Genomic DNA, 25,555 nt, shown 5'->3' with positions numbered 1-25,555 from the left:
GTTCGGTCATGCCGATCGGGAATGCGAAATTGCGGGTACTCGGCGTTGCCGCCGCGGGATTGATCGCCGTCAGCGCAAGCGCGTGTGATGCGACCTCAGGGCCCGCCGCGGGCGCGCCGGACGGCGCCCGACAGGTGACCGTCGTCGGATCCGGCCAGGTGCAGGGCGTGCCAGACACCCTGACCGCCGATGTGGCGATGGAGTTCACCGCCCCGGACGTGTCGGGCGCGCTCAACCAATCCAGCCAGCGCCAGCAGGCCGTGATCGATGCGCTGGTCGGATCGGGCATCGACCGCAAGGACATCAGCACCACGCAGGTCAGCGTGCAGCCACAATTCACCGACAGCAAGATCTCGGGTTATCAGGCCAGCAATGCGATCAAGGTGAAGATCCGTGACACCGCCAAGGCCTCCCAGACCCTGGCGCTGATCGCGAGCACCGGAGGCGACGCCACCCGCATCAACTCGGTCAACTACTCGATCGAGGACGATTCGGACCTGGTGCGCGACGCCCGTGCCCGGGCATTCGACGACGCCAAGAACCGCGCCGATCAGTACGCCGGGTTGTCGGGGCTTCACCTGGGCAAGGTGATCTCGATATCCGAGCAGTCCGGTGGCTCCACCCCGCCCACGCCCACCCCGATGCCGCGGGCGGCGATGGAAGCCGTTCCGTTGGAACCCGGTCAGCAGACGGTGAACTTCTCGGTGACCGTCATCTGGGAGCTGACTTAGGCCGCCGTGCGGTCGGCGGCTGCCGCGCGGAGTGCCGCGACTCGTTCGCGGATGCGGTACTCCGTGGAACGCGGCATCCCGGCGGGGCGGTAACGCCCGTGCCTGACCCGGCACACCCGGCCGTGGGCCATCTCCCAACGCAGGGCGTCGGAGATCGCCTTCGACGGCCGTCCCCTTGTGGTGAATCCCTGATCCTCGAGTGCATCGACCAGGTCGGCCACCGATTGCGCGCCGTACCGGAGCAGCTGCACGGTCAGTACATAGCGAAGATTGATGCCCCGCAGCAGGAGTTTGTCCCTCATGGCGTCACAGTGCCAAGAGGGACCGACAAGTCACGCCAGTCACAAATTCCAGCGGGGTATCCGATGTGCCCGGCTATCAGCGACTTTTCAGCGACAATCGCCACATCGACAACATGGAACTCACCAAACCCATTGTCGCTAACCAGTTTTGCGACGCCAGCATCTCTGACCCCACGAGCCTCATCAGTCCAGCGCCCGACTCATAGCGACTCTGTCGCTGACAGCCGGGCACCCCGAAATCTGTTATGCACGAGGCAAATTGCACCCTAAGTGACGCGAGTACAAATCGTGTCTGCGACCAGAGTGGTCACAGATGCCCACGAGGCGATTGTCGCTGAAAAGTCGCTAACAGCCGGGCAGGTCGGACATCGCTTTCCCGCGCCGACACGCCGGCACGCCGAGACGCCTAGCCGGGGTCAACCCGCTGGTGCGATGTCGACGGGGATGCCATTGAGCACCGCGGTGCCCGACAACGGATCCAGATGTGTCCCGTCGTTGAGTTGATTGACGTTCGCCCCAGGCCGGCTGGCCGCGAGTTGCTGGCCGGTGCCGCCGCGGTCATGTCCCCAGCCATGGGGCAGCGAGACCACGCCGCGCCGCATGCCGTCGTTCACCTCGATCGGGGCCAGCAGTTCACCGCCGGGGCCCTTGATCACGGCGATGTCGGTGAGTCCCAGATCAGCGGCATCGTCGGGATGGATCTGCAGGGTGCACCGGTTGGAGCCGCCCGACAGCGCCGGGAGGTTGTGCATCCAGCTGTTGTTGGACCGCAGATGACGCCGCCCGATCAGCAGGAACCCGCCTACCGCGCGGCCGAGTGCATCGCGCAGCCGCGCCACGTCGGCGACGATCGGCTCCGGCGCGAGTTCGATTCGCCCGCTTGGGGTTCGCAGGACCTCGGGGACCCGCGGTTTCAGCGGCCCCAGGTCGATGCCGTGCGGGTTGGCCTTCAGCAGCTCCATGGTGAGCCCGTCGGGCTTGGCACCGAACGCGTCGCCGTAGGGCCCGAGCCGCAACATCATGTCGAGGCGGCGTTCGTACCCGGGGCCGTCGTACAACATCGAGGTGAGCTCTTCGACGTCGCGGCCCGCCACCGGCGAATCGGGGTCGGCTGTCTCCTTCGCCAGCGTCTTGGCGATCACCTGGGCGTCGACGAGAGCCGGATCCCCATCGGCCCCGATGCCGTAGAGGATCAGGGCGAGCCGGGACAGGATCTCGGGCTCGTCGGGCCGTCCGTCCAGCGGCAGTGCCGGCGGGGAGTACCGCACGTTGTTGCGGACGGCGAGGTTGTTCAGCGCCACGTCGAAGTGCGCGCTGCAGGCCGGCGGGGGCGGCGGCAGGATGACGTCGGCGTGGCGGGTGGTCTCGTTGAGGTACGGATCGACAGACAGCATGAAGTCGACCCGGTCCAGGGCCCGGTCGAGGCGGTCGCCGTCCGGCGCGGAAAGCACCGGGTTTCCGGCGATCGTGATCATCGCCTTGATCTGCCCTTCACCGGCGGTGTCGATCTCCTCGGCGAGCGCGGCCGCCGGCAGTTCGGAGAGCACTTCGGGATAGCCCGAGACCCGACTGGCCCACCGCCCGGTCTGGAATCCGCGGCCGGGTTTCGGCGGGCGCGGTGCGGGTGCGGCGGCTCCGAGCGCGAACATCGCTCCGCCGGGGCGGTCGAGGTTGCCGGTGAGGACGTTGATGACGTCGACGAGCCAGCTGCCGATGGTCCCGAACTCGACTGTGGACGTACCCATCCGGCCGTAGACGGCGGCGGTCGGGGCGGCGGCGAGCTCGCGGGCCAGATCCCGGATCTCTTCGGCTGCCACGCCGCACGCCTGCTCGACGGCCTCGGGTGAGAACTCGTCGGCCAGGTCACGGACCTGCTCGACTCCGGTGACGTGCTCGGCGAGCCCGCCGAGTTCGACGAGCTCCTCTTCGAACAGCACGTGCACGATGGCGAACAGCAGCGCCGCATCGGTACCCGGCCGCGGGGCGAGGTGGCGGTCGGCCAGTTTGGCGGTCTGGGTGCGGGCCGGATCGATGACGACGAGCTTGCCGCCACGTTTGCGCAAGGCCCGTAGCTTGCCTCCGAAGTCGGCGGCGGTGGCCAGGCTGCCGTTCGACACCAGCGGATTCGCACCGATGATCACCAGATAGTCGGTGCGGTCGAGATCGGGGACGGTGAACGCGACCGGGCTGCCGAACATCAGACCCAGCGCGACGTGCTTGGGCATCTGGTCGAGCGTGCTGGCACTGGACACCTGCCGGGTGCCGAGGCCCCGGATGATCAGCGGCGCATACAGACTGCCGGCGATGGTGTGCGCGTTCGGGTTGCCGAGGTACACCCCGACCGAGGCACCGCCGTGCTCGGCGATCACCGCGGCGAGTCGCTCGGCGACCACCGCGTACGCCTCAGCCCACGTAGCTTCGGTGAGTACGCCGTCACGCCGGATCAGTGGTCGCGTCAGCCGGTCCGGATCGTTGTCGAGCTCACCGAAGCTGGCGCCCTTGGGGCAGATGAATCCCGCACTGAACACGTCGTCACGATCGCCGCGGGCGGCGGTCACCCGACCGTCGGAGATGGTGAGCGTCAGGCCGCAGGTGGCCTCGCAGAAGGGGCAGATCCGAAGGGCCGTGCGGGTATCAGCCATGCCCCGAATTGTGCGCCGGACTCCGGCCTTTTGTAAGCCTCCGGCTTAGGGCGTTTCGTACACCTTCGGTTCCAGGGTGCCGATGTAGGGCAGATCGCGGTAGCGCTCGGCGAAATCCAGGCCGTATCCGACGACGAACTCGTTGGGGATGTCGAAGCCCACGTAGGCGACGTCGAGTTCGGTCCTGACGGCGTCGGGCTTGCGCAGCAGCGTGCAGACCCGCAGCGAGCGCGGGCCACGGGTAGCCAGGTTGCGCAGCAACCAGGACAGGGTCAGCCCCGAGTCGATGATGTCCTCGACGATCAGCACGTCGCGGTCATTGATGTCGCGGTCGAGGTCTTTGAGGATGCGCACCACACCCGAGGACGAGGTGGACGAGCCGTACGAGCTGACCGCCATGAACTCCAGCTGCGTGGGCAGCGGGATGGTCCGGGCCAGATCGGTGACGAACATGACCGCGCCCTTGAGCACGGTGACCAACAGCAGGTCGTCGTTGCCCAGATTGTCTCGGTATTGCTCGGCGATCATCTCGGCGAGTTCGACGGTGCGGGTCCGGATCTGCTCCTCGGACAACAGCACCGATTTGATGTCTCCCGCATACAGCTCGGCAGAGTCGACAGCCACATCGAACAGCGTGCCATGCGAGGCAGCTGCTTTCCAACGCGGATCGCTAGACCGGTTCGGTATGCATCATCAGCACGCCGCCGCGCCGCGCCGCGAACAACCGCTGTTTGCGCAGCCCGGACCCGACGGCCACGCCACCCTGCCCGCGCCAGGCCGTCACCAGCCGGTCGACGCCGCGGATCTGGATGTCGGTCAGATCACACGCGCCGCTGTCCAGCAACCAGGCCCGGATCACCCGGCGCCGCACCGCGTCGGGCAACGGGGCCAACCCGGCGATGTCCAGACCGCCGGCCTCGGTGCGCGCCCCGGCCAGGGCCTCGCCGGCCAGCGCGTCGAGCGTCTCGGTGTCCTCGCGCAGCGCGGTCGCGGTGCGGGCCAGGGCCTCGGCCACCCCGCCGCCGAGCACGTCCTCCAGCAGCGGCAGCACCTCGCGGCGGAGCCGGACCCGGGTGAACCGGGGTTCGGCATTGTGCGGGTCCTGCCACGGGCTGACGCCGAGTTCGTCGCAGACGGCGTGCGTCAGTGTGCGACGCACCCCCAGCAGGGGCCGGTGCCACGGCGGGTCATGCGGGCGCATCCCGGCGATCGAGCGGGCACCCGATCCGCGGCCCAGCCCGAGCAGCACCGTCTCGGCCTGGTCGTCGAGCGTGTGGCCGAGCAGTACCGGGGCGCCGGCACGGGCCGTGTCGAGTGCTGCGTAACGGGCCTGACGTGCCGCCGCCTCCGGCCCGCCGGTACGGCCTACGTCAACCAAAAGAACATGCGCTGCAACGCATCCCAATGCCATTGCGTGCCTGCGCGCAGCTTCGGCGACGGCGTCCGATCCGGCTTGCAACCGGTGGTCGACGATCAGCGCGGTGGTGGGCCGCAGGCCGGCCGCGACGGCGGTCAACGCCAGGGAGTCCGGGCCGCCCGACAATGCCACACACCATGTCGAGCCATCGACGCCCTCGCCGGTGGCCGCGACCGCTTGCCGCAGCGCGGCTACAGCACCCGTTCGATCCATCGTTGCGGTTCGTCGATCTCGTCGGGTTGCGGCAGGGTGTCGGGGCTGGACCAGACCGTGTTGAACCGGGCCATCCCGACTTCCCGCACCACATGGTCGACGAATGCCTTGCCCCGGGTGTACTGGCTGATCTTGGCATCGAAGCCCAACAGGGCGCGGACCACGCGCTGCAGCGGGGGCTGCTTACGCTGCCTGCGTTCGTCGAAGCGACGCCGGATGGTCGAGACCGTGGGCACCACCGCCGGCCCGACGGCATCCATCACGTGATCGGCGTGCCCCTCCAGCAGGGTGCCCAGCACCAAAAGCTGATCGAGCGCGCGGCGCTGCGGCTCGGCCTGCACGGCACGCATCAGGCCGAGCACGCCGCTCGAATTCGGGTCCGGCGCCGACCCGTTACGTTGATCGCGGACGAACTGCGCGAGCCGGCCCACCACCTCGGCGACATCCTCGCCGGCGTCCTGGGTGAGCACGGCCAGCGCCTGCGACATATGGTCGGCCAGCCAGGGGTTGGCGCGGAACTGCACCCGGTGGGTGACCTCGTGCAAGCACACCCACAGCCGGAAATCAGCTGGGGCGACACGCAATTGACGTTCCACCGCGATGACGTTCGGATACACCAGCAGCAGCTCGCCACCGTCGGGGCCGAACGGGTCGTACTGGCCGAGGATGCCCGAGGAGATGAACGCCAGCACCGCACCGGTCTGCGCCCCAGTCACCCGGCCGGTGATGAATCCCGGTTTGTGCGTGTCACTTTCGTCACCGGGTTGGAGGCCGGTGGTCATCACCCGCATCGACCGGGTGGCCGCCCGGATCCACTCGGGACGGTCCACCACGCGGGCCTCGGGAACCTCGACACCCTCGATCAGACCCGTGACCTCACGCACCGGCAGCTCGGCGGCCTTCGAACTCTCCGAGAGCTGCTCGATCACCTGGTTGCGGGTGTAGTCGCTGGAGGCCGGGGCCGGCCGGGCCAGCTTCGCCCCGACCGTTGCGGCGAAATCCCAGTCGACCGCGCGGCCCGCGGTCATGGCGACCTTGTCGCTCACGTGCCACATCCGCACGACCGCAGCGACGCGGCCAGCTCGTCGATCGCGGTGCGCCCGGTGGGCCCGGCGTTGTTGGAGATCAGCGCGAACGTGAGCACCCGCCCGCTGTCGTCGGTGACGATGCCGGCCAGCGCGTTGGTCCCGGTCAGTGACCCGGTCTTGGCCCGCAGCCAGCCCGCGGCGTCACGGCCGGCGTCGGTGTCCAGGTACCGGTTGGACAACGTGCCGCTGCCGCCGGCGATGGGCAGCAGGTCCACCAGCGGCCGCACGGCGGGCTCGGTGTTGCCCGCCGCGATGTTGACGACCTCGTCGAGAATCCGGGCGGTCAGCCGGTCTTCGGTCGACAGGCCGCTGGAATCGACCAGCCTGGCCGCCGACATGTCGATGCCGATGCCTTCCAGTTGGGTCAGCACCGCGTCGACACCGCCGTCGAAACTCTGCGGCCGGTGCAGTTGGGCGGCAACCTCACGGGCGATCGACTCGGCCATCACGTTGTCGGACTCGTTCATCATCTGGCGCAGCCGCTCGATCAGCGGCGCGGACTGCACCGCGGCGATCTGCTTGCCCGGCACCGCATTGGCCAGCACGGTCACCGTCGCGGGGTCCACCTTGAGTGCGGCGGCCAGGGCCCGGCCCGCGTCCAGCGCGGGTGTGGTCGACCGCCTGGATTCCACCGTCGTCGGCTGGATGCGTCCGCCGTCGAGCATCACCGGCTCCATCGGTGCGATGTCACCACCCTCGATATCGGCAGGGTCCCAGCCCGGCGCCATCGTGGGGCCGCTGTACTCGCTGATGTCCACCCGGACCGCGGTGACCGTGATGCCGCTGTTGCGCACCTGCTCGGCCAGATCACTGATCCGGGCCGCGCCTTTGTACCAGGTGTCGGTGTCCGCGGGCGCCGCCGAGAGCGTGGTGTCCCCGCCGCCCTTGAGCACCACCAGACCGGGCTGCGAATCGACGGCCAGGACGGTGGTGGCGAGCCGGGCATTACGGTCCAGCGTGAGCAGCGCAGCCGCCGTCGTCAGCACCTTGTTGACCGAAGCCGGCTGCATCGGCACCCCGGAATTCTGTTCCCACAGTTCAGCACCGGTCTCGGCGTCGGTGATCCGGCCGGTCACCTCACCGAGGTCGGGATTCGCCAGGGCCGGGCCCAGCGCGGCGGCCAGGCCGCTCACGGTCGGTGTCGGCGCCGACATGTCCACCGGGACGATCCCCGGGCTGGCCGTCGCCGGCGGGGGTGCCGGCGGAGCCGCCTCGGCATCGCTGGACCGGTGCCCGGTGAGTACGGCAGCAACCGCGACGACGGCGGCGACCAGCACCAGGACCACGACGCCAACCGCCACATGGGTGGACTGCCGCCACCGAGTGGGCCGCATATTTCTCCTGCTCTGCCGGTGGTGGGGACGAGCCACCCGTTTAGGCCAGACTATCGCTCTATTAGGGTTGACCCGCGTCGTCGCCCGACGACCCACGACTGACCGCAGATGCGAAGGAGCCACGACGGTGAAGTTCGACGTCGTCATCGAGATCCCGAAGGGTTCGCGCAACAAGTACGAGGTTGACCACGAGACCGGCCGGGTCAAGCTCGACCGCTACCTCTACACGTCGTTCGGTTACCCGGCCGACTACGGGTTCTTCGAGGACACCCTCGGCGAGGACGGCGATCCGCTGGACGCGCTGGTGCTGCTGCCCGAGTCGGTGTTCCCCGGCTGCATCGTCGAGGCCCGCCCGGTCGCGATGTTCAAGATGACCGACGAGGCCGGCGGCGACGACAAGTTGCTGTGCGTGCCGGCCGGCGATCCCCGCTGGGACCACATCCAGGACCTCGGTGACGTGCCGCCTTTCGAGCTCGAGGCGATCAAGCACTTCTTCGTGCACTACAAGGACCTGGAACCGGGCAAGTTCGTCAAGGCCGCCGATTGGGCGGGCCGCGAAGAGGCCGAGGCCGAACTGCAGCGCTCGATCGAGCGGTTCAAGAGCTCAGATCACTGATTTAGCCTCGCTGTAACACGGGGTAACTCCCCTGTGCTCTGCGCCTCTCATGCTTGACCAGGTGTTGATGCATCAGGGCATGGGACTTGAGGCGTACAACGCACTGCCCCTGCGGCGTGCGGTGCATGCCGTGTACGAGTGCTGCTACAGCGTGGTGCTGGCGACCGACCTCGCCGGTGGGCGCCCGTTCGCCGACCACGATTCGCTGTTCCGGCAGGCCGACACCCTGCTGTTCAGCCTCGGTGAGGGTTCCATCGACCGCGTGCTGCAGGCCTATCCGCATATCGGCAGGCGTCCGCGCAGCCCGAAGTCGGTGTGCGAACAGTGCTCGGTATGGGATGACGATCCCGCGGTGATGTCACAGCTCAGCACCGAGGACGTCCACTACACCGAGCGGTTCGGGTTCGGTTTCGTGATGTTCGTCGAGGACTGCTGCGCGCACCGGGCCCTGGCCGGGATCATCGACCGGTTGCACAACGACCAGGAGACCGAGCGCAAGGTCGTCCGCAACGAGCTGGCCCGGATCAACCGGGCCCGCCTGGAACGCATGCTCGGCCCCGAGGGCGGCTACTACAACTGGTAGCCGTATCCGCCTGCGTCGCGGTATTCGAGCTCCATCATGCCCGGCGGGGCACCCCGAAGATCTTCGCCATGATCCGATCCCGCAGCGCCGCAGGGGTGTTCCGCATCAAGGCCACCTGAACCTTGTTGCCCAATCCGACCAGGTACCGGGCCCTCGGCTTGTCCGCGGTGAGCGCCTCCTGCACTACCGCAACCACTTTCGCCGGCGGCACGGCCATGCGCTGCGACACCGGGATGAACTTCTTCATCCCCTCGATGTGCTTGGCGTACAGAGCCCGTTGCTCGAGCGGTATCCCCGCCTCCACCTCGACGACCATGTCATCGGCCTTGCGCCACATGTCGGTGTCGGTCTGCGCCGGCTCCACCACCACCACGGGAATGCCCCAGGGCCTCAGCTCGATTCGCATCGCCTCGGCACCGGCCTCCAGAGCAAACTTCGACGCGGCGTAGGCACCGAGCATCGGCATGGACATCTGGCCGTTCACGCTCGAGATGAAGACCACCCGGCCACGGGATTCGCGCAGCCTCGGCAGTACCGCCCTGGTCACCGCGAACTGGCCGATCACGTTGACCTCCAACTGTTTACGCCAGTCGTCGGCCGTCAATGCCTCGACCGGCCCGGCGACCACGATGCCGGCGTTGTTCACCACCGCATCCAGTCGCGCCGGCAGCGCAGCGTCCAGCGCGTCGATGTTCCCGGAATCGGTGACGTCGAGGATCACCGCAGAGATGTGCTGCGGGTCGACCTCGGTGACCGAGGCGGCATCGGCTTTCGAGCGCACTCCGGCGATGACGTCCCATCCGGTCGCGGCCAGGTGTTCGACGATGGCTCTGCCGATTCCACGGCCGGCGCCGGTGACCAGAACTGAAGGCATACCGGCGAGGGTACGTCGCTTACGACGCTCTCGCCTGCGACCGCAACTCCAGCCTGCGCAGCACGTCGGCCCCGAGTCCGTGCGGGTCCTGGCCCGCCGTGGCCGGGATCAGGGTGACACCGTCGGCCACCTCGGCGGCCTTGATATCGGCGATCAGGCCGGCCAGGCCGTCCACCGTCCCGACGTAGCGCACCTGCGCCTCGGGGCCGGCCACCGTCAGGCTGCAGCGGGCCGAGCGGTAGTCCCCGGCGACGGCAACCGTGACATCGAGGATCACCGAGACGCCGTCGTCCTCGGATTTCAGGCCGGACCGGATCCGGCGCGCCTGGGCCAGGTCGGGCGCGGAGATCCGCGCCGTCGGCTCGTCACCGTCGGTCAGCTCGGTCCAGGACTCGGCATCCGCCACGAATATCCGCACCCCGGCCACGCTAAGCGCGAATACCGCACCAGCACAGAGTTACGTTCAGCCGGAATCCAAAGGACTACCGGGCGTCCCGCACCCGGGTCTTGTACAGGCTCGCGGCGGTCGTGATGGCGAGCGTCACCACGATCACGCCGAGGCTGGCCAGGGTCGGGATCTCCGGAACGTGCACCGGCTCGCCACCGTTGATGAACGGCAGCTCGTTCTCGTGCAGCGCGTGCAGCACCAGCTTGACGCCGATGAAGGCCAGGATGAACGCCAGCCCCTGCGAGAGGTAGACGAGCCGTTTGAGCAGGTCACCCAGCAGGAAGTACAGCTGCCGCAGCCCCATCAGGGCGAACACGTTGGCGGTGAACACCAGGTAGGGCTCCTGGGTCAGGCCGTAGATCGCCGGGATCGAGTCCAGCGCGAACAGCAGATCGGTGGTGCCCAGCGCCACGATCACCAGGAACATCGGCGTCATCAACCGCTTGCCGTTCTCGTGCACCCACAGCCGCAGACCGTCCCACTTGTCGGTGGTCCGCAGGTGCTTGCGGGCAAACCGCACCAGACCGTTGTCGCCGTCGTCGTCGTGGTCGGTGTCACGGACCAGGTTGATCGCGGTGTACACCAGGAACGCACCGAAGATGTAGAACACCCAGGAGAACTCGTTGATCGCGACCGCGCCGAGCGCGATGAAGATGCCGCGGAAGATCAGCGCCAGGATGATGCCGACCAGCAGGGCCTGCTGCTGGTAGATCCTCGGCACCTTGAAGCTGGCCATGATGATCAAGAAGATGAACAGGTTGTCCACCGACAGGCTGTATTCGGTGAGCCATCCGGCGAAGAACTCCAGCCCGAACTGGCTGCCGTGGAAGTACCACACCCACACGCCGAAGGCCACCGCCATGCCGATGTAGATCGACAGGTACGTCGCGGTCTCCCGCGTGGTGGGTTCGTGGGGGCGTCGCCCGATCACGACGACGTCGAACAGCAGAACGGCGATGGTCACTGCGAGGGTGACAATCCATTCCAGCTGGGTTACCTGCATCGAAAATCCTCCGGTCGTCAAAACGCCGGAGGTCTCTTCCACCGGTTACAACACACCGGTCCGCGACACCGATCGATCATTGACGACCGACGTGATGACGACATCGCAGCGAAAGGAATACTCCCCTCCGCCGACCAGTCTGCCTGACGGATCCCACGAACCGAAATCGAAGCGGCACGCCGGACCGACCCGCCGTGCGCCACTGGGCCGTGATGGCCGGGGCTTAGTAGTTTGTACTCGTGACAGCTCCCGCCGGTCCGCACGAGATTCCCCCGCAGTACGTGCTATCCCCACTGGCACCCGAGCCGCGCACTCTCGTCGACATCCTCCACGACACGGCCCGGCGTTTTCCCGACGCACCCGCCCTCGACGACGGCACGGTCCAGCTCACCTACGCCGAGCTGATCGCCGACGTCGCCGACAGTGTGTCCTGGCTGGCAGCACGCGGTATCGGCCGCGGAGACAAGCTCGGAATCCGGATGCCCTCGGGCAGCTATGCCCTGTACGTGGCGATCCTGTCAGTGCTGGCCTGCGGCGCGGCATACGTCCCGGTCGACGCCGACGACCCCGACGAACGCGCCGAGCTGGTATTCGGGGAGGCCAACGTGGTCGGCGTGATCACCGAGGCCGGGCTGGTGCGCGGACCGGGTTCGTCGCGGGGCTGGCGGGCCGCGGAGCCGCTGGGTCGCGACGACGCCTGGATCATCTTCACGTCGGGCTCGACGGGCACCCCGAAAGGTGTGGCCGTCACCCATCGCAGCGCCGCGGCGTTCGTCGATGCCGAAGCACAGATGTTCTTGACGGACAACCCGATTGGCCCCGGAGACCGGGTGCTGGCCGGGCTGTCGGTGGCCTTCGACGCGTCGTGCGAGGAGATGTGGCTGGCCTGGCGGCACGGCGCCTGCCTGGTGCCCGCCCCACGGTCACTGGTGCGCAGCGGCATGGACCTGGGCCCCTGGCTGGTGAGCCGTGACATCACCGTGGTGTCCACCGTTCCGACGCTGGCGGCGCTGTGGCCGGCCGAGGCACTGGAAGCCGTGCGGTTGCTGATCTTCGGGGGCGAGGCCTGCCCACCTGAACTCGCGGCCCGGCTCGCGGTGGACGGCCGGGAGGTGTGGAATACCTACGGCCCCACCGAGGCGACCGTCGTGGCCTGCGCCGCGCAGCTGGACGGGCAGGGCCCGGTCAGCATCGGCCTGCCGCTGGCCGGCTGGGACCTGGCGGTGGTCGACAAAGATGGCCTGCCGGTGGCGATCGGCGACGTCGGCGAGCTCGTGATCGGCGGGGTGGGCCTGGCCCGCTACCTCGACCCCGAGAAGGACGCCGAGAAGTACGCGCCCATGCCGACGCTGGGCTGGAACCGGGCCTACCGCAGCGGTGACCTGGTGAGATTGGAGGCCGACGGCCTGTACTTCCAGGGCCGCGCCGACGATCAGGTCAAGGTCGGCGGCCGCCGCATCGAACTGGGCGAAGTGGATAACGCGCTCGTGCACCTGCCCGGCGTGAGCGGCGGTGCGGCAGCGGTCCGCAAGACCACCAGCGGCACCCCGCTGCTGGTCGGCTACATCGCCAGCGCCGATCCGGAATTCGACCTGGCCGCCGCGCGCGCCGCGCTGTCGGAGTCGCTGCCTGCCGCCCTGGTGCCCAGGCTCGTGCTGCTCGACGAACTACCGACCCGCACGTCGGGCAAGGTGGACCGCAACGCACTGCCGTGGCCACCGCCCGGAGACGCCGATCAGGAGGCGCCGCAACTCGACGGCACCATGGGCTGGCTGGCCGGCTTGTGGCGCGACGTGCTCGGCACGCCCGTCGAAGGGCCGGAGGCCGATTTCATCGCGCTGGGCGGCGGTTCGCTGTCGGCTGCGCAGCTGGTGGCCGCACTGCGACGGCGCTACCCGCTGGTGACCGTCGCCGACCTCTACGATCACCCCCGGCTCGGCTCGCTGGCCGGCTATCTCGACGAGCTCAAACCACCGCCGGAGATCCAATCCCGCGAGGTCAAACCGACTCCGCTGTTCACCCAGGCCGCACAGGTCGCATTGTCACTGCCGTTGGCCACCCTCACCGGCATGCAGTGGGTGGTCTGGCTGGCCATTTTGAACAACGTGGCCGCCCAGACGGGGATCGTGTCGTGGGCGCATCCGCTCAGCTGGTGGTGGGTGCTGGCCGGGTTCCTGCTGTTCGTCACGCCACTGGGCCGCATGGGCATCGCGGTGCTGTTCGCCCGGATGCTGCTGACCGGACTCGAGCCCGGCACCTATCGCCGTGGCGGCGCCGTGCACCTGCGGGTGTGGATCGCCGAACGACTGGGCGCTGCCAGCGGTGCGGAGAACCTGGCCGGTGCACCGTGGATGGTCTACTACGCCCGCGCCCTGGGCAACAGCGTCGGCAAGGGCGTCGACATGCACTCGGCTCCGCCGGTGACCGGCATGCTCAAGATCGGCCACCGCGCCTCGGTCGAGCCCGAGGTGGACCTGACGGGGCACTGGATCGACGGCGACCTCTTCCACGTCGGCCCGGTGTCGATCGGCAACGACGCCACGATCGGCGCCCGCACCACGCTGCTACCCGGGGCGAGCGTCGGCAAGAACGCCGACGTCGCCCCCGGATCGGCAGTGGTCGGCAAGGTCAAGAACGGTCAGTTCTGGAAGGGCTCGCCGGCCGTGAAATCGGGCAAGGCCCGCCACCCCTGGCCGGATCACCGGCCGGGACGCGCCCCGGTGTGGGTCGCGGTGTACGGCGTGTCCTCGGTGCTGCTGGCCGGTCTGCCGCTGCTCGCTCTGGCCGCCGGCCTGGCGGTGATCGTCTGGGCCGTGCACGGCACTGCCTCACCGGCCGAAGCGGTGCTGCCCGCGCTCGCATGGACCCCGGCCGCGGCCGTCGTCTCGCTGCTGACCTATGCCGCGCTGACCGTGATCGGCGTGCGCATCCTCTCGGTGCGGCTCTCGGAGGGCTACCACCCCGTACGCAGCCGCGTGGGCTGGCAGCTGTGGACCACAGAACGCCTGATGGATGCGGCCCGCAACTACCTGTTCCCGATCTACGCCAGCTTGCTGACACCCTGGTGGCTGCGGCTGCTCGGCGCGAAAGTCGGTCGGGACACCGAGATCTCGACAGCCCTGTTCACCCCGAAGTTCACCGAGGTCCAGGACGGCGCGTTCCTGGCCGACGACACCATGGTGGCGTCCTACGAGCTGGGCGGCGGCTGGATCCACGTCGCCAAGGCCACCATCGGCAAGCGCGCGTTCCTCGGCAACTCCGGCATCACCCAGCCCGGCCGCAAGGTGCCCGACGACGGCCTGGTGGCCGTGCTGTCGGCCACGCCGCACAAGGCCAAGGCCGGCTCATCCTGGCTGGGCAGCCCACCGGTCCGGTTGCGCCGCAACGCCACCGAGGCCGACGCACTACGCACCTTCCACCCGTCGATTCGGCTCAAGATCATGCGCTCGACCGTGGAGACCTGCCGGGTGATCCCGGTGATCGTCACCTTCGCGATCGGAGTCGCGGTTCTGGGGGCGATGCAGGCCGTGACGATCCGGTTCGGATTCCTTTGGGCGACGCTGACCGGTGGCTTGGTGTTGCTGGCCGCCGGCGCCGTGGCCGGGACCATCGCGGTGATCGCGAAGTGGTTGGTGGTCGGCCGGATTCGCGCCGTCGAACACCCCCTGTGGTCATCGTTCGTGTGGCGCAATGAGGTGTCGGACACCTTCGTCGAAACCGTCGCGGCCCCCTGGTTCGCCCGGGCCGCCAGCGGCACCCCCGTGATGAACCTGTGGCTACGCGGGCTGGGAGCCTCGATCGGCCGCGGCGTGTGGTGCGAAACCTACTGGCTGCCCGAAGCCGATCTGGTGGCACTGGACACCGCCTCCACCGTCAACCGCGGCTGCGTCGTACAGACCCACCTGTTCCACGACCGCATCATGCGGTTGGACAGCGTTGTGCTCGAAGAAGGTTCGACACTCGGGCCGCACTGCGTGGCGCTACCCGCGGCCCGACTGGGTGCCGGCGCCACGGTCGGACCGGGCTCACTGGTGATGCGCGGCGACGAGGTACCGCCGTCGACGAGGTGGCAGGGCAACCCGATCGCGCCGTGGAACATGTTCGGCAAGAAGCGTTCCGCCGACAAGACCACCGACAAGACCGCCAAGAAAACAGAAGACTCCGCCGCGTGACCCGATCGAAGAAAGCAGCGAAGAAATTGGCACCCCCGCCCGTTATCGACCCGTATCTGCCGCGCAACGGCAATTTCGGGTACCGGGTGTCGCGCTACGAACTCGACCTCGAGTACAAGGTGGCGATCAACCGGCTGGCCGGGACAGCCACGATCACCGCGGTCACCCTGGCCGCGCTGCGCACCTTCACCCTCGACCTGTCCGACGCCCTGACGGTGTCGCGGGTGTCGGTGAACGGCCGCCGTCCGGCCCAATACCGATGTTCGGGCGGGAAGCTGTCGGTCACCCTGTCCTCGGCGTTACCGGCCGGGGCCGCGATGACCATCGTCGTCCGCTACAGCGGAACCCCGCGCCCCATCGAAACATATTGGGGTGACGTCGGTTTCGAGGAACTGTCGAACGGGGCCCTGGTGGCCGGCCAGCCCAACGGGGCGGCCTCCTGGTTCCCGTGCGACGACCACCCCAGCTCGAAGGCCAGTTACCGGATCCAGATCAGCACCGACAGCCCGTACTACGCCCTGGCCAACGGTGAACTGATCTCCCGCAAGGCCCGCGCCGGGCACACCGTGTGGACCTACGAGCAGGCCGAGCCGACGTCGAGCTACCTGATCACCCTGCAGATCGGCCAGTACGAGAGCCAACGGCTGACCAAGACGCCGGTACCGATGCACGCGGTGCTGCCCGCTCGGTTGCGGCGCGAGTTCGACCACGACTTCGAGCACCAACCGCAGATGATGAAGTTGTTCATCAAGCTGTTCGGCCCATATCCACTGGCCAGCGGCTACACCGTGGTGATCACCGACGACGATCTCGAGATCCCGCTGGAGGCCCAGGGCATCTCGATCTTCGGGGCCAACCACTGCGACGGGCACCGCGGCGCCGAACGGCTCATCGCCCACGAACTGGCCCACCAGTGGTTCGGCAACTCAGTCACGGCGCGACGCTGGCGCGACATCTGGCTGCACGAGGGATTCGCCTGCTACGCGGAGTGGCTGTGGTCCGAGCACAGCGGCGACCACACCGCCGCCGAGTGGGCCGAGCACTACTACGAGCGGCTGCGCGACAAGCCCCAGGACATTCTGCTGTCCGATCCCGGGCCCGAGGACATGTTCGACGACCGTATCTACAAGCGCGGCGCACTGACCCTGCACGCGCTACGCACTCTGATCGGCGACCGGAATTTCTTTGCGCTACTGAGGGATTGGACAGCCCGCTACCGACACAGCACGGCGTTCACCGACGATTTCACCGGGCTGGCCGCCGGCTACACCGACGAGCCACTGCAATCGCTGTGGCAGGCCTGGTTGTACTCCAAAGAGCTGCCGGACCTGTGACCGATGCCGGCGGCGCACCCGCACCCGGACCGGTCACGCGCAGCAGCGTCGCCCGCGTCGGCGCGGCGACGGCGCTCAGTGCGCTGTGCGGCTACGCCGTGCTGTACCTGGCCGCGCGCGATCTCGAGCCCGCCGGCTTCTCGGTCTTCAGCGTGTTCTGGGGTGCGTTCGGCCTGGTGACCGGGGCTGCCAACGGTCTGCTGCAGGAGGCCACCCGCGAGGTGCGCTCGTCTCGGCACCGCGACCTCAGCGGCGGGCCGACCACCCACCCGATGCGGATCGCCGCCCTGGTCGGCATCGTCGCGGCCCTGGTGATCGCGGCCAGCTCACCGCTGTGGAGCGCGCACGTGTTCGCCGAGTCGCGCGCGCTGAGCGTCGTGCTGCTCAGCGTTGGGCTGGCCGGATTCTGTCTGCACGCCACGCTGCTCGGCATGCTCGCCGGGGTGAACCGCTGGACCGAGTACGGGGCCCTGATGGTCACCGACGCCGGAATCCGGGTGGCCGTGGCCGCGGCGACGTTCGTGCTCGGCTGGGGGTTGGCCGGGTTCCTGTGGGCCACCGTGGCCGGAGCGGTGGCCTGGCTGATCATGCTGATCGCCGCGCCGGCAGCGCGCCTGGCGGCCGGGCTGCTCACCGCGGGCAGTCCGTCGACATTCCTACGCGGGGCCGCACACTCGATCGCCGCGGCCGGCGCCAGCGCGATCCTGGTGATGGGCTTCCCGGTGCTGCTCAAGGCCACTTCGGGGGATCTGGGCGCGGCCGGCGGTGTGGTGATCCTCGCCGTGACGCTGACCCGCGCCCCGCTGTTGGTTCCGCTCACCGCGATGCAGGGCAATCTGATCGCACACTTCGTCGACCAGCGCGACAAACGGCTGCGGGCACTGTTGGCGCCGGCGGCCGCGGTAGCCGCACTGGGTGCGGTGGGCGTGGCCGCGGCCGGGCTGCTCGGCCCCTGGCTGCTGCGGGTCGGGTTCGGCGACGAGTACCGCGCCGGCGGCGCCCTGCTGGCTTGGCTGACCGCGGCCGCCGTCGCCATCGCGATGCTCACGCTGACCGGCGCCGCTACCGTCGCAGCCGCCCTGCACCGGGCCTACGCACTGGGCTGGATCCTTGCCACGGTCGCAGCGGTGGCACTGCTGTTGCTACCGGTGGGGCTGGAGACTCGGACCATCGTCGCGCTGCTGTGCGGACCGCTGGTAGGAATCGCGGTTCACCTGGTCGCGCTGGCCAAGCTGGCAATGCAGTGACCGTGTAGTTTGGTGCCCATCGACATGCGCTTTCACGACGTTTGGATCATCATCCCCGCCTTCAACGAGGCGAGCATCATCGGCGACGTCATCTCCGACGTGCGCTCGGTTTTTCCTAACGTGGTGTGCGTCGACGACGGCAGTCGCGACGACACCGCCGATAGGGCGTTCGCCGCCGGCGCACACGTGGTCCCCCATCCGGTGAACCTCGGTCAGGGCGCGGCCATTCAGACCGGGGTCGAGTACGCCCGCAGCCGTCCGGGTGCCCGGGTCTTCGCCACCTTCGACGCGGACGGGCAGCACCAGGTCAAAGATGTGATCCGGATGATCGATCGGCTCGATACCGACAACGCCGATCTCGTGGTGGGCACCAGGTTTGCCGGCACCGTCACCCACGTCCCGCCGGTCAAACGCGTCATCCTGCGCGCCGCGGCGTTTCTCAGCCCGCAGAGCCGCAGCCTCGGCCTCACCGACGCACACAACGGACTGCGGGTGTTCAACAAGACGGTCGCCGATGCACTCAACCTGACCATGAACGGCATGAGTCACGCCGGCGAGTTCATCGCACTGGCAGCCGAAAACCATTGGCGGGTGGCCGAGGAACCGGTCGAGATTCTCTACACCGACTACTCGAAGTCGAAGGGACAGCCGCTGCTCAACGGCGTCAACATCGTCTTCGACGGACTGCTACGCAGGAGGATGTCCCGGTGAACTGGATTCAGGCCCTGCTGATCGTCTCGGTGCTGGCGCTGTTGGCCTACCTTCTGGGATCTCGACGCAGCGCACGGTCCAAAGCCTGGGTCAAGGTCGGCTTCGTGCTGTTCGTGGGCGCGGGCATCTACGCCATCCTTCGGCCCGACGACACCACGGTCCTCGCGAATTGGCTTGGCGTGAAACGCGGTACGGACCTCATGGAGTACGTGCTGATCATCGCGTTCGTGTTCGTCACGCTGTCGACATACCTGCGCTTCAAGGACATCGAGCTGCGCTACGCCCGGCTGGCCCGGTCCGTGGCTCTGCAGAACGTACGGGTGCCGGCCGCCGCAGAAGATGAGTGACGAGGCATCCGTCGATGCCGATGACGCAGCGCCGCTGAACGCGCTGCTGACTGTGGCGGCCGAGCGCCAAAGCGCAGGCGATCTACGCGGGGCGCTGCACATCGCCATCGAGGTTCTCGAAGCCCGACGCACCACCCTGGGCAACGATCATCCGGACACACTCGCCGTGGCGTGGCTGGTGGTCAGTTGGCGACACGATCTCGGCGAAGCCGGGGCCGTCGAAGCCTTGCGTGACCTGCTCCCGACAATGATCCGCGTTCTCGGTGCCGAGCACCGCGATACATTGTGGGCCCGGCACACCCTGGCCGCAATCGACGACAGCGCAACAGATCCAGCCGATCGCCTGCTGCGATGGGTTCACCTGTGCGGTGCCGACACTCGAGTGTTCGGCGCACGCCACCCGCTGACGCTGGCGGCGGCATACGCGGCGGCGTTGGCCCGTCGCGATCTCGGCGATCCCTACGGGGCGAGTATGGAGGCGCTCGTGGTGCACCGGCACCGAGTCCGCCTCCTCGGTGAGCACCATCCCGAAACCCTGGCGGCGCGTCTGGCGCATGTGAGCTGGCACGGTGAGGCGACGGGGGTCACCGCGAACACCCTCGCCGACCTCGACGACCTGATCCAGGTGCTGGAAAAAGCGCTCGGCCACGACGATCCCACCACGTTGACGGCCCGCTATACCCGAGCACTGTGGACCCCGGAATCAGCTGACAACCCGATGGAGCGCATTTCCGAATGGGAGGTCCTCGCAGACGATCTCGCCCGCGGACGAGGCGATGCGGACCCATTGACCCTATCGGCTCTGGACAAGCGGGACGCAGCACGCGTGGAGTGGCAAGACCTGCTGGAGTTGACCCGCGAACTCGCCTACAGCCTGGAGCTCGAGGAGCGCAGCGGCGACCCGGACTGCCCCGACGCCGAAGCCGAAGCCGAGACCAGGGCTACTGACGCCGCAGACGAGGAAGAGTCCGACCGAGCTCATTTCTTCGAATGCGTTCTGACGGCGAAAAGAGCCCTGTCGCAGTGCGCCCGGGGCGTGGGCAACGATGACTACCAGACGTTGCTATGGCACTACTACCTTGCATGGTGCCTGTGGGCCGGACACGAATTCGGCTCGGCCGGTCAGCGGGCCCGACGGCTGGTCAAGGACAGCACGATCATCCTCGGCGAGGACCATCCATTGACCGACGCAGCACAGATCTTGTTGTCCTTCAGCGACACCCAGGCATGGACGGGACTCTCACCGTTCTGGGACGGTAGCGACGCCGCTGAACTGACCGGAAGCTAGCGGCTGAGCAACGCCGCCAACATTTCGATCCTGGCGTCCTCGAGCTCGGGCATCGGCAGCACGCGCCGCACCATGGCCGCGCCGTCGAACGTGTTGATCACGATGGACAGCAGTACGGCGAAAACATCCTCGGGGAACTGATCCATCCCGGGCGCGCCCTTGGCGATTTCATAGATACTGTCGATGTACTCAGCAAGCACGGTCTGCAGTGCGGCCCTGAGCTTTTCGTCGGTGCGAGCCGCCATGAGCAGCTCGTGCCACACCGTGTTGGTGTCACTCCCCGCGATGTCGCGCAGGATCCTCAACTGCGCCGGTAACGGCGGCTGCTCGGCGGCGATCTCCGAGCCCAACTTGCCGCCCAGCTCCAGCTGACGTCGTGCCACCTCGCGAGCGGTGGCCGCCATGAAGTCGCTCATGGTCGGGAAATGCCGGAACAGCGCGCCGTCGGAAACCTTCGCCCGCTTGGCGATCACCGCCGCCGATGCCCGCGCGTACCCGACCTCGATGATCGTGTCGATGGCGGCATCGAGTAGTCGTGCGACGGTTTCCTCGCGGCGCTGCTGCTGGGTTCTGGCCATGTCAGACCGGCGTATGGTCCAGCTGCTTGGTTCCCGCCCGAAGGTAGCGACCCGATTTCACCGACTCACCGTAGCCGTCGCGGAACCGGCCGTTGCGGAACACCACCTGCCCGTTGACGGCGGTGGCGACGACGGCGTCGTCGTTGCGGTTCACCATGCGGCTCAGCCCGCCGTAGAACGGGACCGACTCCTCGTGGTACGCCTCCACCGAGTCGTTCAGGCCGGCCGGATCGATGACCACGAAATCGGCCCGGTCACCTTGGCGCAGCGTGCCGGCCGACACGCCGAACCAGTCGGCCACCTCGGCGGTCAGCCGGTGGACGGCGTGCTCGGTGGACATGAACGGCCTGCCGCCGAGCTGTGCGTCGCGCACCCGCTTGAGCAGCTTCACCGGGTAGTTGTAGAACGCCATGTTGCGCAGGTGCGCACCGGCATCCGAGAAGCCCATGTGCACCGAGGGATCCGTGGCCAGCCGGTCGAGGTACTTGGGGCGGTTGTTGGCCACGATGGTGGTCCATCGAACGTTGCGCTCACCGTTGTCGACCAGCACGTCGAGGAAGGCGTCGAGTGGGTGGATGCCGCGCTCGTCGGCGATCTGGCCGAAGCTCCTGCCGATCAGCGTCTTGTCGGGGCATTCGACGATGGTGGCGTCGTGGAAGTCGCGGTGCCACAGGGTCGGTCCGAGCACGCGGCGGTCGAACGACTTGCGGAACCGGCGGCGGTACTCAGGGTCGGCGAGCAGCTTGTTGCGCTCGATCTGATCCTTGAGGTGCAACGCCGCGGTACCGGCGCCGAACTCCTCGAAGACCGGCAGATCGATTCCGTCCGAATACAATTCGAACGGCACGGGCAGATGCTGGAATCGCACCTTGGCGCCCAGGAGCCGGTTGAGCAGCCGGATGCCCGGCCCCAGCACGTGCACCGCGACGGGCGCGGACTTGGCATCAGCCGAGACCAGCAGGCTCATCCGGACACCCTGACGCCGACCGAACAGGCCGCTGCTCTCCAGGAAGAAGTTCAGTGCCTCATAGGCTTTGGCCGTACTCGGGGCGCTCTGCAGCATCCGTCCGCGCTTGCGCAGCACCTTGATCAGACGCCGGCGCTCACGCCAGGTCGCGAACGTCGATGGCAGTGCACGGGACCGGAACCGGTCCCCGTCGAGCTTGTCGATCGCCGCGTCCATCCCGGACATACCGAGCATGCCCGCTTCGAGGGCCTCGTCGAGCTTGGCCGCCATGGTTTCCAGCTCGGCGTCGGTCGGAATGACCCCGCGGGTGGTGGCCCGGTCCAGCCCCAGCACCGAGGCCCGTAGGTCCGAATGCCCCAGCAGCGACGCGATATTCGGGCCGAGCGGCAACTCGTCGATGACCTTCACGTACTCGGCGGGACCCGACCAGGTCTTGTGTTGCTGCAGGGCGCCCAGCACGAACTGACGCGGGACCGCCTCGACGCGGCTGAACAGGTCGGCAGCGTCCTCGGTGTCGGCGTAGACGGTGGACAACGAGCACATGCCCAGCAGCACCGTGGTCACGCCGTGGCGCACCGACTCCCGCAGGCCCGGATCGAGCAGGACCTCGGCGTCATAGTGGGTGTGCACATCGACGAAGCCGGGCAGCACCCACTTGCCGCCGGCGTCGATGACGTCCGGGCAGTCGGACTCATCGAGCGGGGTGGCCGATACCGCGGCCACTACCCCGTCACGAATCCCCAGCGTACGAACCTGCGGCGGGGCGCCGGTGCCGTCGAACCACAGGCCGTTGCGAACGATGACGTCGTAGGACATGACGCAACGCTAAACGAGAAAGTGAGTACTCACAATCTTTTAGTGAGAATTACCCCGGAAGAATTCGACCGTCCTGGGGATACCCGCGGCCAGATCCACCTGCGGCCGCCAGCCCAGCACGTCCCGGGCCCGGCTGATGTCGAGCTGGGAACGACGCAGGTCACCGAGCCGCGGCGGGTGCATCTCCGGTTCGTCGGCGGCACCGACAGCCAGCGCGATCGCGGTGTGCATCTCGCGGGTCGAGGTCTCCACCCCGGTACCGACGTTGAACCGTTGACCGCCGCCGTCCGGTCCGGACGCCTTGACGAAGGCGTCGACCACGTCGTCGACGTACACATAGTCGCGGGTGTCGGAGCCGTCGCCGAAAATCTTGGTGGGCCGCCCGGCGAGCAGCGCCTGAGCGAAGATCGCCACCACACCGGCCTCACCGTGCGGGTCCTGACGCGGACCGTAGACGTTGGCCGGCGCGATGTGCGAGCAATCCAGGTTGTACAGATTGCGGAACATGTTGAAGTAGACCTCGCCGGCCACCTTGCTCGCCGCATACGGCGAAGCCGGATTCGTCGGGGTGTCCTCACTGGTCGGATAGGACGGCGGGGTGCCGTACACCGAACCGCCCGAGGAGGTATGCACCACCTTGCGCACACCGGACTGACGGGCCGCCTCAGCCAGACGCACCACGCCCACCACGTTCACCGTGGAGTCCAGTTGCGGATCGTCCACCGAACGCTTCACCGAGATCTGGGCGGCCAGGTGGAAGACCACCTCGGGCTGGGTGTCCTTGAACAAGCCCAGCAGATCGGCGTCGACGATGTCGGCCTTGACGAACTCGAAGTTGTCGCTGTTGTCGGCGCTGCTCAGGTTCTCTGCCCGCCCCGAGCTCAGGTCATCGAGCCCGACGACGCTGTGCCCGTCCGCCAGCAGGCGGTCAACCAGCGTCGATCCGATGAAACCTGCCGCTCCTGTCACCAGTGTTCGCACCGGCTCACCATACCGACGGCAGATGTGCCCCCGCTGGGTCCGTACAGTCGGCAAGAGTGAACAAGGTCGCCCGCATCGCCGCTGCGCTGATCGCGCTGCACCTGGTGGTCCGGGCGATACTCGCGTTCGGGGGCTATTTCTACTGGGACGATCTGATCCTGATCGGCCGGGCCGGGACCCAGAATCTGCTGTCACCGTCCTACCTGTTCGACGACCACGACGGCCACGTCATGCCCGCGGCGTTCCTGGTGTCAGGGGCGGTCACCCGGGTGGCGCCGTTCTCCTGGGTGCTCGCCGCGGTGAGCCTGGTGGTGATGCAGCTATTGGCGTCCTTGGCGTTGCTGCGGGCGCTGTGGGTGATCCTGGGCTGGCGCCCCGTGTTGCTCGTGCCCCTGACCTTCGCGTTGTTCACGCCCTTGGCGTTGCCCGGGTTCGCGTGGTGGGCGGCGGGACTGAATACGTTGCCGATGCAGGCGGCACTGGCGTGGGTCGTTGGCGAGGCCGTACTACTGGTGCGGACCGGGTCTTCGCGGCACGCCGTCACAGGTGTGCTGGTGTTTCTCGGCGGACTGCTGTTCTTCGAGAAGGCCGCGGTGATCCCGTTCGTGGCGTTCGCAGTGGTGGCGCTGCTCGGGTACGTCACCGGGACTTTCAGCGTGCGTGAGGTGTGGCAGCGCGGCCTTCGGCTGTGGGTCGGGTCCCTGGCCCTGATCGTGGCGTGGATCGGGGTCTACCTCGTCGTCGTCGATCAGAAGCGATGGAGCTTCGACCTGACCATGACCTGGGACCTGCTGAGCCGCTCGTTCACGCACGGCATCGTGCCCGGGCTCGTCGGCGGCCCATGGTCCTGGCAACGCTGGGCGCCCGCCTCCCCGTGGGCCACGCCGCCGGTCTCCGTGATGGTGCTGGGCTGGGTGTTTCTGGTCGTCGCGGTGGCGGTGGTGCTGGTACGCAAGACCCGCATCTGGCCGGTGCTGGTCGTGGCTCTGGGCTATGCCGTGGCCTGCCAGATCCCGATCTATCTGATGCGTTCGTCGCGGTTCACCGCGCTGGAGCTGGCACAGACGCTGCGTTATCTGCCGGACTTGGTCGTCGTGCTGGCGCTGCTCGCGGCTGTGGGATTCTGTGCGCCGAACCGAGACTCACGACTCTCTTCCGTCCTCTCGGCCTCACGGGCACGCACTGCCGTATGTGTCGGTCTTGCAGCGCTTTTCGTGGCAAGCAGCCTGTATTCGACCTTCACCTTCCTGAAGGTGTGGCAGGACAATCCCGTGCCCGCCTACCTGAACAATGCCCGCGCATCATTGGCCTCCACCTCCTCGGCCGCTCCCCTGCTGGATCAAGAGGTCGATCCGCTGATCCTGCAGCGGGTGGCCGCTCCGGAGAACCTGGCCAGCCACATGTTCGCCCTTGCCTCACCGCGCCCCGAGTTCGCCTCGGCAACAACCGATCTGCGGATGTTCGACCGGACCGGCACGTTGGTCGACGCCAAGGTGACCTGGGTGCGCACCATCGTCGAAGGCCCGGCACCCAAATGCGGATTCCTGGTGCAGCCCGACGAACCCGTCGTCATGCCGCTGGACGGCCCATTGCTGCCTGCCGACTGGACCACCGAGATCAACTATCTGGCCAACAGCGACGGTTCCCTGACCATGGCCCTGGCCGAGGGACCCGAGGTGAAGGTGCCGGTGCGGCCCGGCCTCAACCGCGTCTTCGTTCGGCTACCCGGGGCCGGCCAGTCCATCACCGTGCACGCCAACACCGCCGCACTGTCGGTCTGCATCTCCCCCGGGCCCGTCGGATTCCTGGCACCCAGCTAGTTCGGGTGCTGGGATAATGAACGCTGACTGTCGGGATCCTGTC

Annotated in this window: 22 protein-coding genes; 10 read left to right on the top strand and 12 right to left on the bottom strand. The window is 67.9% G+C overall.

Annotated elements, in window-relative coordinates; all coding sequences use genetic code 11:
- Positions 1–8: 8 nt before the first annotated feature.
- A complete protein-coding gene (locus tag ACZYZ7_RS17210; protein ID WP_135459009.1) occupies positions 9–731 on the top strand; it encodes an SIMPL domain-containing protein in 723 nt (240 codons plus the stop codon).
- On the opposite strand, the gene ACZYZ7_RS17205 is transcribed toward ACZYZ7_RS17210, so the two are convergent.
- From ACZYZ7_RS17205 to dacB, 6 genes are all read right to left on the bottom strand, one after another.
- Positions 728–1,033: a hypothetical protein gene (locus ACZYZ7_RS17205; protein ID WP_463741392.1), complete on the bottom strand. Its 306-nt coding sequence runs from the start codon at positions 1,031–1,033 to the stop codon at positions 728–730. The genes ACZYZ7_RS17210 and ACZYZ7_RS17205 overlap by 4 nt on opposite strands.
- 416 nt (positions 1,034–1,449) lie before the next feature.
- Positions 1,450–3,675, bottom strand: a complete 2,226-nt coding sequence (locus ACZYZ7_RS17200; RefSeq protein WP_463741391.1) for a molybdopterin-dependent oxidoreductase — start codon at positions 3,673–3,675, stop codon at positions 1,450–1,452.
- Positions 3,676–3,720: 45 nt separating this feature from the next.
- The gene (hpt, locus tag ACZYZ7_RS17195) at positions 3,721–4,308 is read right to left on the bottom strand and encodes a hypoxanthine phosphoribosyltransferase (protein ID WP_135459015.1); all 588 of its coding nucleotides are present in this window, start codon (positions 4,306–4,308) and stop codon (positions 3,721–3,723) included.
- A 37-nt stretch (positions 4,309–4,345) separates the two neighbouring features.
- Positions 4,346–5,305 (bottom strand): tRNA lysidine(34) synthetase TilS, encoded by a 960-nt coding sequence (gene tilS / locus ACZYZ7_RS17190; RefSeq protein ID WP_463741390.1) that lies wholly within the window; start codon positions 5,303–5,305, stop codon positions 4,346–4,348.
- Entirely contained in the window at positions 5,284–6,360 is a 1,077-nt protein-coding gene (locus ACZYZ7_RS17185) for a zinc-dependent metalloprotease (protein ID WP_450072393.1), read from the bottom strand. Before ACZYZ7_RS17185 ends, tilS begins: the two co-directional genes overlap by 22 nt.
- Complete coding sequence (dacB, locus tag ACZYZ7_RS17180) at positions 6,348–7,727, bottom strand: D-alanyl-D-alanine carboxypeptidase/D-alanyl-D-alanine endopeptidase (protein ID WP_135459019.1); 1,380 nt, start codon at positions 7,725–7,727, stop codon at positions 6,348–6,350. Before dacB ends, ACZYZ7_RS17185 begins: the two co-directional genes overlap by 13 nt.
- A gap of 127 nt (positions 7,728–7,854) precedes the next feature.
- On the opposite strand from dacB, the gene ACZYZ7_RS17175 reads away from it, so the two are divergent.
- Complete coding sequence (locus ACZYZ7_RS17175) at positions 7,855–8,343, top strand: inorganic diphosphatase (RefSeq protein ID WP_450072392.1); 489 nt, start codon at positions 7,855–7,857, stop codon at positions 8,341–8,343.
- A 61-nt stretch (positions 8,344–8,404) separates the two neighbouring features.
- Positions 8,405–8,926: a 2-oxo-4-hydroxy-4-carboxy-5-ureidoimidazoline decarboxylase gene (locus ACZYZ7_RS17170; RefSeq protein ID WP_167858015.1), complete on the top strand. Its 522-nt coding sequence runs from the start codon at positions 8,405–8,407 to the stop codon at positions 8,924–8,926.
- 34 nt (positions 8,927–8,960) lie between these two features.
- On the opposite strand, the gene ACZYZ7_RS17165 is transcribed toward ACZYZ7_RS17170, so the two are convergent.
- The 3 genes from ACZYZ7_RS17165 to ACZYZ7_RS17155 are packed head-to-tail and all read right to left on the bottom strand — an operon-like array spanning position 8,961 to position 11,251.
- Positions 8,961–9,800, bottom strand: a complete 840-nt coding sequence (locus ACZYZ7_RS17165) for an SDR family NAD(P)-dependent oxidoreductase (protein ID WP_450072390.1) — start codon at positions 9,798–9,800, stop codon at positions 8,961–8,963.
- Between the two features lie 19 nt (positions 9,801–9,819).
- Positions 9,820–10,227 carry a hypothetical protein gene (locus tag ACZYZ7_RS17160; RefSeq protein ID WP_135459029.1) on the bottom strand — a complete coding sequence of 136 codons (408 nt, stop codon included), beginning with the start codon at positions 10,225–10,227 and terminating at the stop codon, positions 9,820–9,822.
- Positions 10,228–10,282: 55 nt separating this feature from the next.
- Positions 10,283–11,251, bottom strand: a complete 969-nt coding sequence (locus tag ACZYZ7_RS17155; RefSeq protein ID WP_135459031.1) for a TerC family protein — start codon at positions 11,249–11,251, stop codon at positions 10,283–10,285.
- 239 nt (positions 11,252–11,490) lie between these two features.
- Between ACZYZ7_RS17155 and ACZYZ7_RS17150 the strand changes: the two genes are divergently transcribed.
- Genes ACZYZ7_RS17150 through ACZYZ7_RS17125 form a run of 6 tightly spaced genes read left to right on the top strand, consistent with a single transcriptional unit; the run spans position 11,491 to position 20,350 of the window.
- Positions 11,491–15,423 carry a Pls/PosA family non-ribosomal peptide synthetase gene (locus ACZYZ7_RS17150; RefSeq protein ID WP_463741389.1) on the top strand — a complete coding sequence of 1,311 codons (3,933 nt, stop codon included), beginning with the start codon at positions 11,491–11,493 and terminating at the stop codon, positions 15,421–15,423.
- Positions 15,420–16,757: a M1 family metallopeptidase gene (locus tag ACZYZ7_RS17145; protein ID WP_463741388.1), complete on the top strand. Its 1,338-nt coding sequence runs from the start codon at positions 15,420–15,422 to the stop codon at positions 16,755–16,757. Before ACZYZ7_RS17150 ends, ACZYZ7_RS17145 begins: the two co-directional genes overlap by 4 nt.
- Entirely contained in the window at positions 16,754–18,004 is a 1,251-nt protein-coding gene (locus ACZYZ7_RS17140) for an MATE family efflux transporter (RefSeq protein ID WP_450072387.1), read from the top strand. The genes ACZYZ7_RS17145 and ACZYZ7_RS17140 overlap by 4 nt, the downstream gene beginning before the upstream one ends.
- A 24-nt stretch (positions 18,005–18,028) precedes the next feature.
- Positions 18,029–18,715, top strand: a complete 687-nt coding sequence (locus ACZYZ7_RS17135) for a glycosyltransferase family 2 protein (RefSeq protein WP_463741427.1) — start codon at positions 18,029–18,031, stop codon at positions 18,713–18,715.
- Entirely contained in the window at positions 18,712–19,062 is a 351-nt protein-coding gene (locus ACZYZ7_RS17130; protein ID WP_450072386.1) for a DUF2304 domain-containing protein, read from the top strand. Before ACZYZ7_RS17135 ends, ACZYZ7_RS17130 begins: the two co-directional genes overlap by 4 nt.
- Positions 19,055–20,350, top strand: coding sequence for a tetratricopeptide repeat protein (locus ACZYZ7_RS17125; RefSeq protein WP_463741387.1), 1,296 nt, complete (start codon positions 19,055–19,057; stop codon positions 20,348–20,350). The genes ACZYZ7_RS17130 and ACZYZ7_RS17125 overlap by 8 nt, the downstream gene beginning before the upstream one ends.
- Here the strand turns inward: ACZYZ7_RS17125 and ACZYZ7_RS17120 are convergent.
- Genes ACZYZ7_RS17120 through ACZYZ7_RS17110 form a run of 3 tightly spaced genes read right to left on the bottom strand, consistent with a single transcriptional unit; the run spans position 20,347 to position 23,692 of the window.
- Positions 20,347–20,928: a TetR/AcrR family transcriptional regulator gene (locus ACZYZ7_RS17120; RefSeq protein ID WP_450072384.1), complete on the bottom strand. Its 582-nt coding sequence runs from the start codon at positions 20,926–20,928 to the stop codon at positions 20,347–20,349. The genes ACZYZ7_RS17125 and ACZYZ7_RS17120 overlap by 4 nt on opposite strands.
- Position 20,929: 1 nt before the next feature.
- Positions 20,930–22,711 (bottom strand): N-acyl-D-amino-acid deacylase family protein, encoded by a 1,782-nt coding sequence (locus ACZYZ7_RS17115; RefSeq protein ID WP_463741386.1) that lies wholly within the window; start codon positions 22,709–22,711, stop codon positions 20,930–20,932.
- Between the two features lie 39 nt (positions 22,712–22,750).
- The gene (locus ACZYZ7_RS17110) at positions 22,751–23,692 is read right to left on the bottom strand and encodes a GDP-mannose 4,6-dehydratase (protein WP_135459046.1); all 942 of its coding nucleotides are present in this window, start codon (positions 23,690–23,692) and stop codon (positions 22,751–22,753) included.
- 56 nt (positions 23,693–23,748) lie between these two features.
- Between ACZYZ7_RS17110 and ACZYZ7_RS17105 the strand changes: the two genes are divergently transcribed.
- On the top strand, positions 23,749–25,512 hold the full coding sequence (locus tag ACZYZ7_RS17105; RefSeq protein ID WP_463741385.1) for a hypothetical protein: 1,764 nt from the start codon (positions 23,749–23,751) through the stop codon (positions 25,510–25,512).
- The last annotated feature ends 43 nt before the right edge of the window (positions 25,513–25,555 follow it).

The organism is Mycobacterium sp. IDUB_17 (assembly GCF_055419465.1).
Note: the sequence above shows the minus strand (reverse complement) of the source record. Positions and strands in the feature narration are given on the sequence as shown.

Excerpts from the sequence above, each read along its gene's own strand:
- ACZYZ7_RS17125 (WP_463741387.1), top strand. The coding sequence starts at position 19,055 with ATGAGTGACGAGGCATCCGTCGATGCCGATGACGCAGCGCCGCTGAAC.
- ACZYZ7_RS17210 (WP_135459009.1), top strand. The coding sequence starts at position 9 with ATGCCGATCGGGAATGCGAAATTGCGGGTACTCGGCGTTGCCGCCGCG.
- tilS (WP_463741390.1), bottom strand. The coding sequence starts at position 5,305 with ATGGATCGAACGGGTGCTGTAGCCGCGCTGCGGCAAGCGGTCGCGGCC.
- ACZYZ7_RS17200 (WP_463741391.1), bottom strand. The coding sequence starts at position 3,675 with ATGGCTGATACCCGCACGGCCCTTCGGATCTGCCCCTTCTGCGAGGCC.
- ACZYZ7_RS17165 (WP_450072390.1), bottom strand. The coding sequence starts at position 9,800 with ATGCCTTCAGTTCTGGTCACCGGCGCCGGCCGTGGAATCGGCAGAGCC.
- ACZYZ7_RS17155 (WP_135459031.1), bottom strand. The coding sequence starts at position 11,251 with ATGCAGGTAACCCAGCTGGAATGGATTGTCACCCTCGCAGTGACCATC.
- dacB (WP_135459019.1), bottom strand. The coding sequence starts at position 7,727 with ATGCGGCCCACTCGGTGGCGGCAGTCCACCCATGTGGCGGTTGGCGTC.
- ACZYZ7_RS17185 (WP_450072393.1), bottom strand. The coding sequence starts at position 6,360 with ATGTGGCACGTGAGCGACAAGGTCGCCATGACCGCGGGCCGCGCGGTC.
- ACZYZ7_RS17115 (WP_463741386.1), bottom strand. The coding sequence starts at position 22,711 with ATGTCCTACGACGTCATCGTTCGCAACGGCCTGTGGTTCGACGGCACC.
- ACZYZ7_RS17205 (WP_463741392.1), bottom strand. The coding sequence starts at position 1,033 with ATGAGGGACAAACTCCTGCTGCGGGGCATCAATCTTCGCTATGTACTG.
- ACZYZ7_RS17120 (WP_450072384.1), bottom strand. The coding sequence starts at position 20,928 with ATGGCCAGAACCCAGCAGCAGCGCCGCGAGGAAACCGTCGCACGACTA.
- ACZYZ7_RS17135 (WP_463741427.1), top strand. The coding sequence starts at position 18,029 with ATGCGCTTTCACGACGTTTGGATCATCATCCCCGCCTTCAACGAGGCG.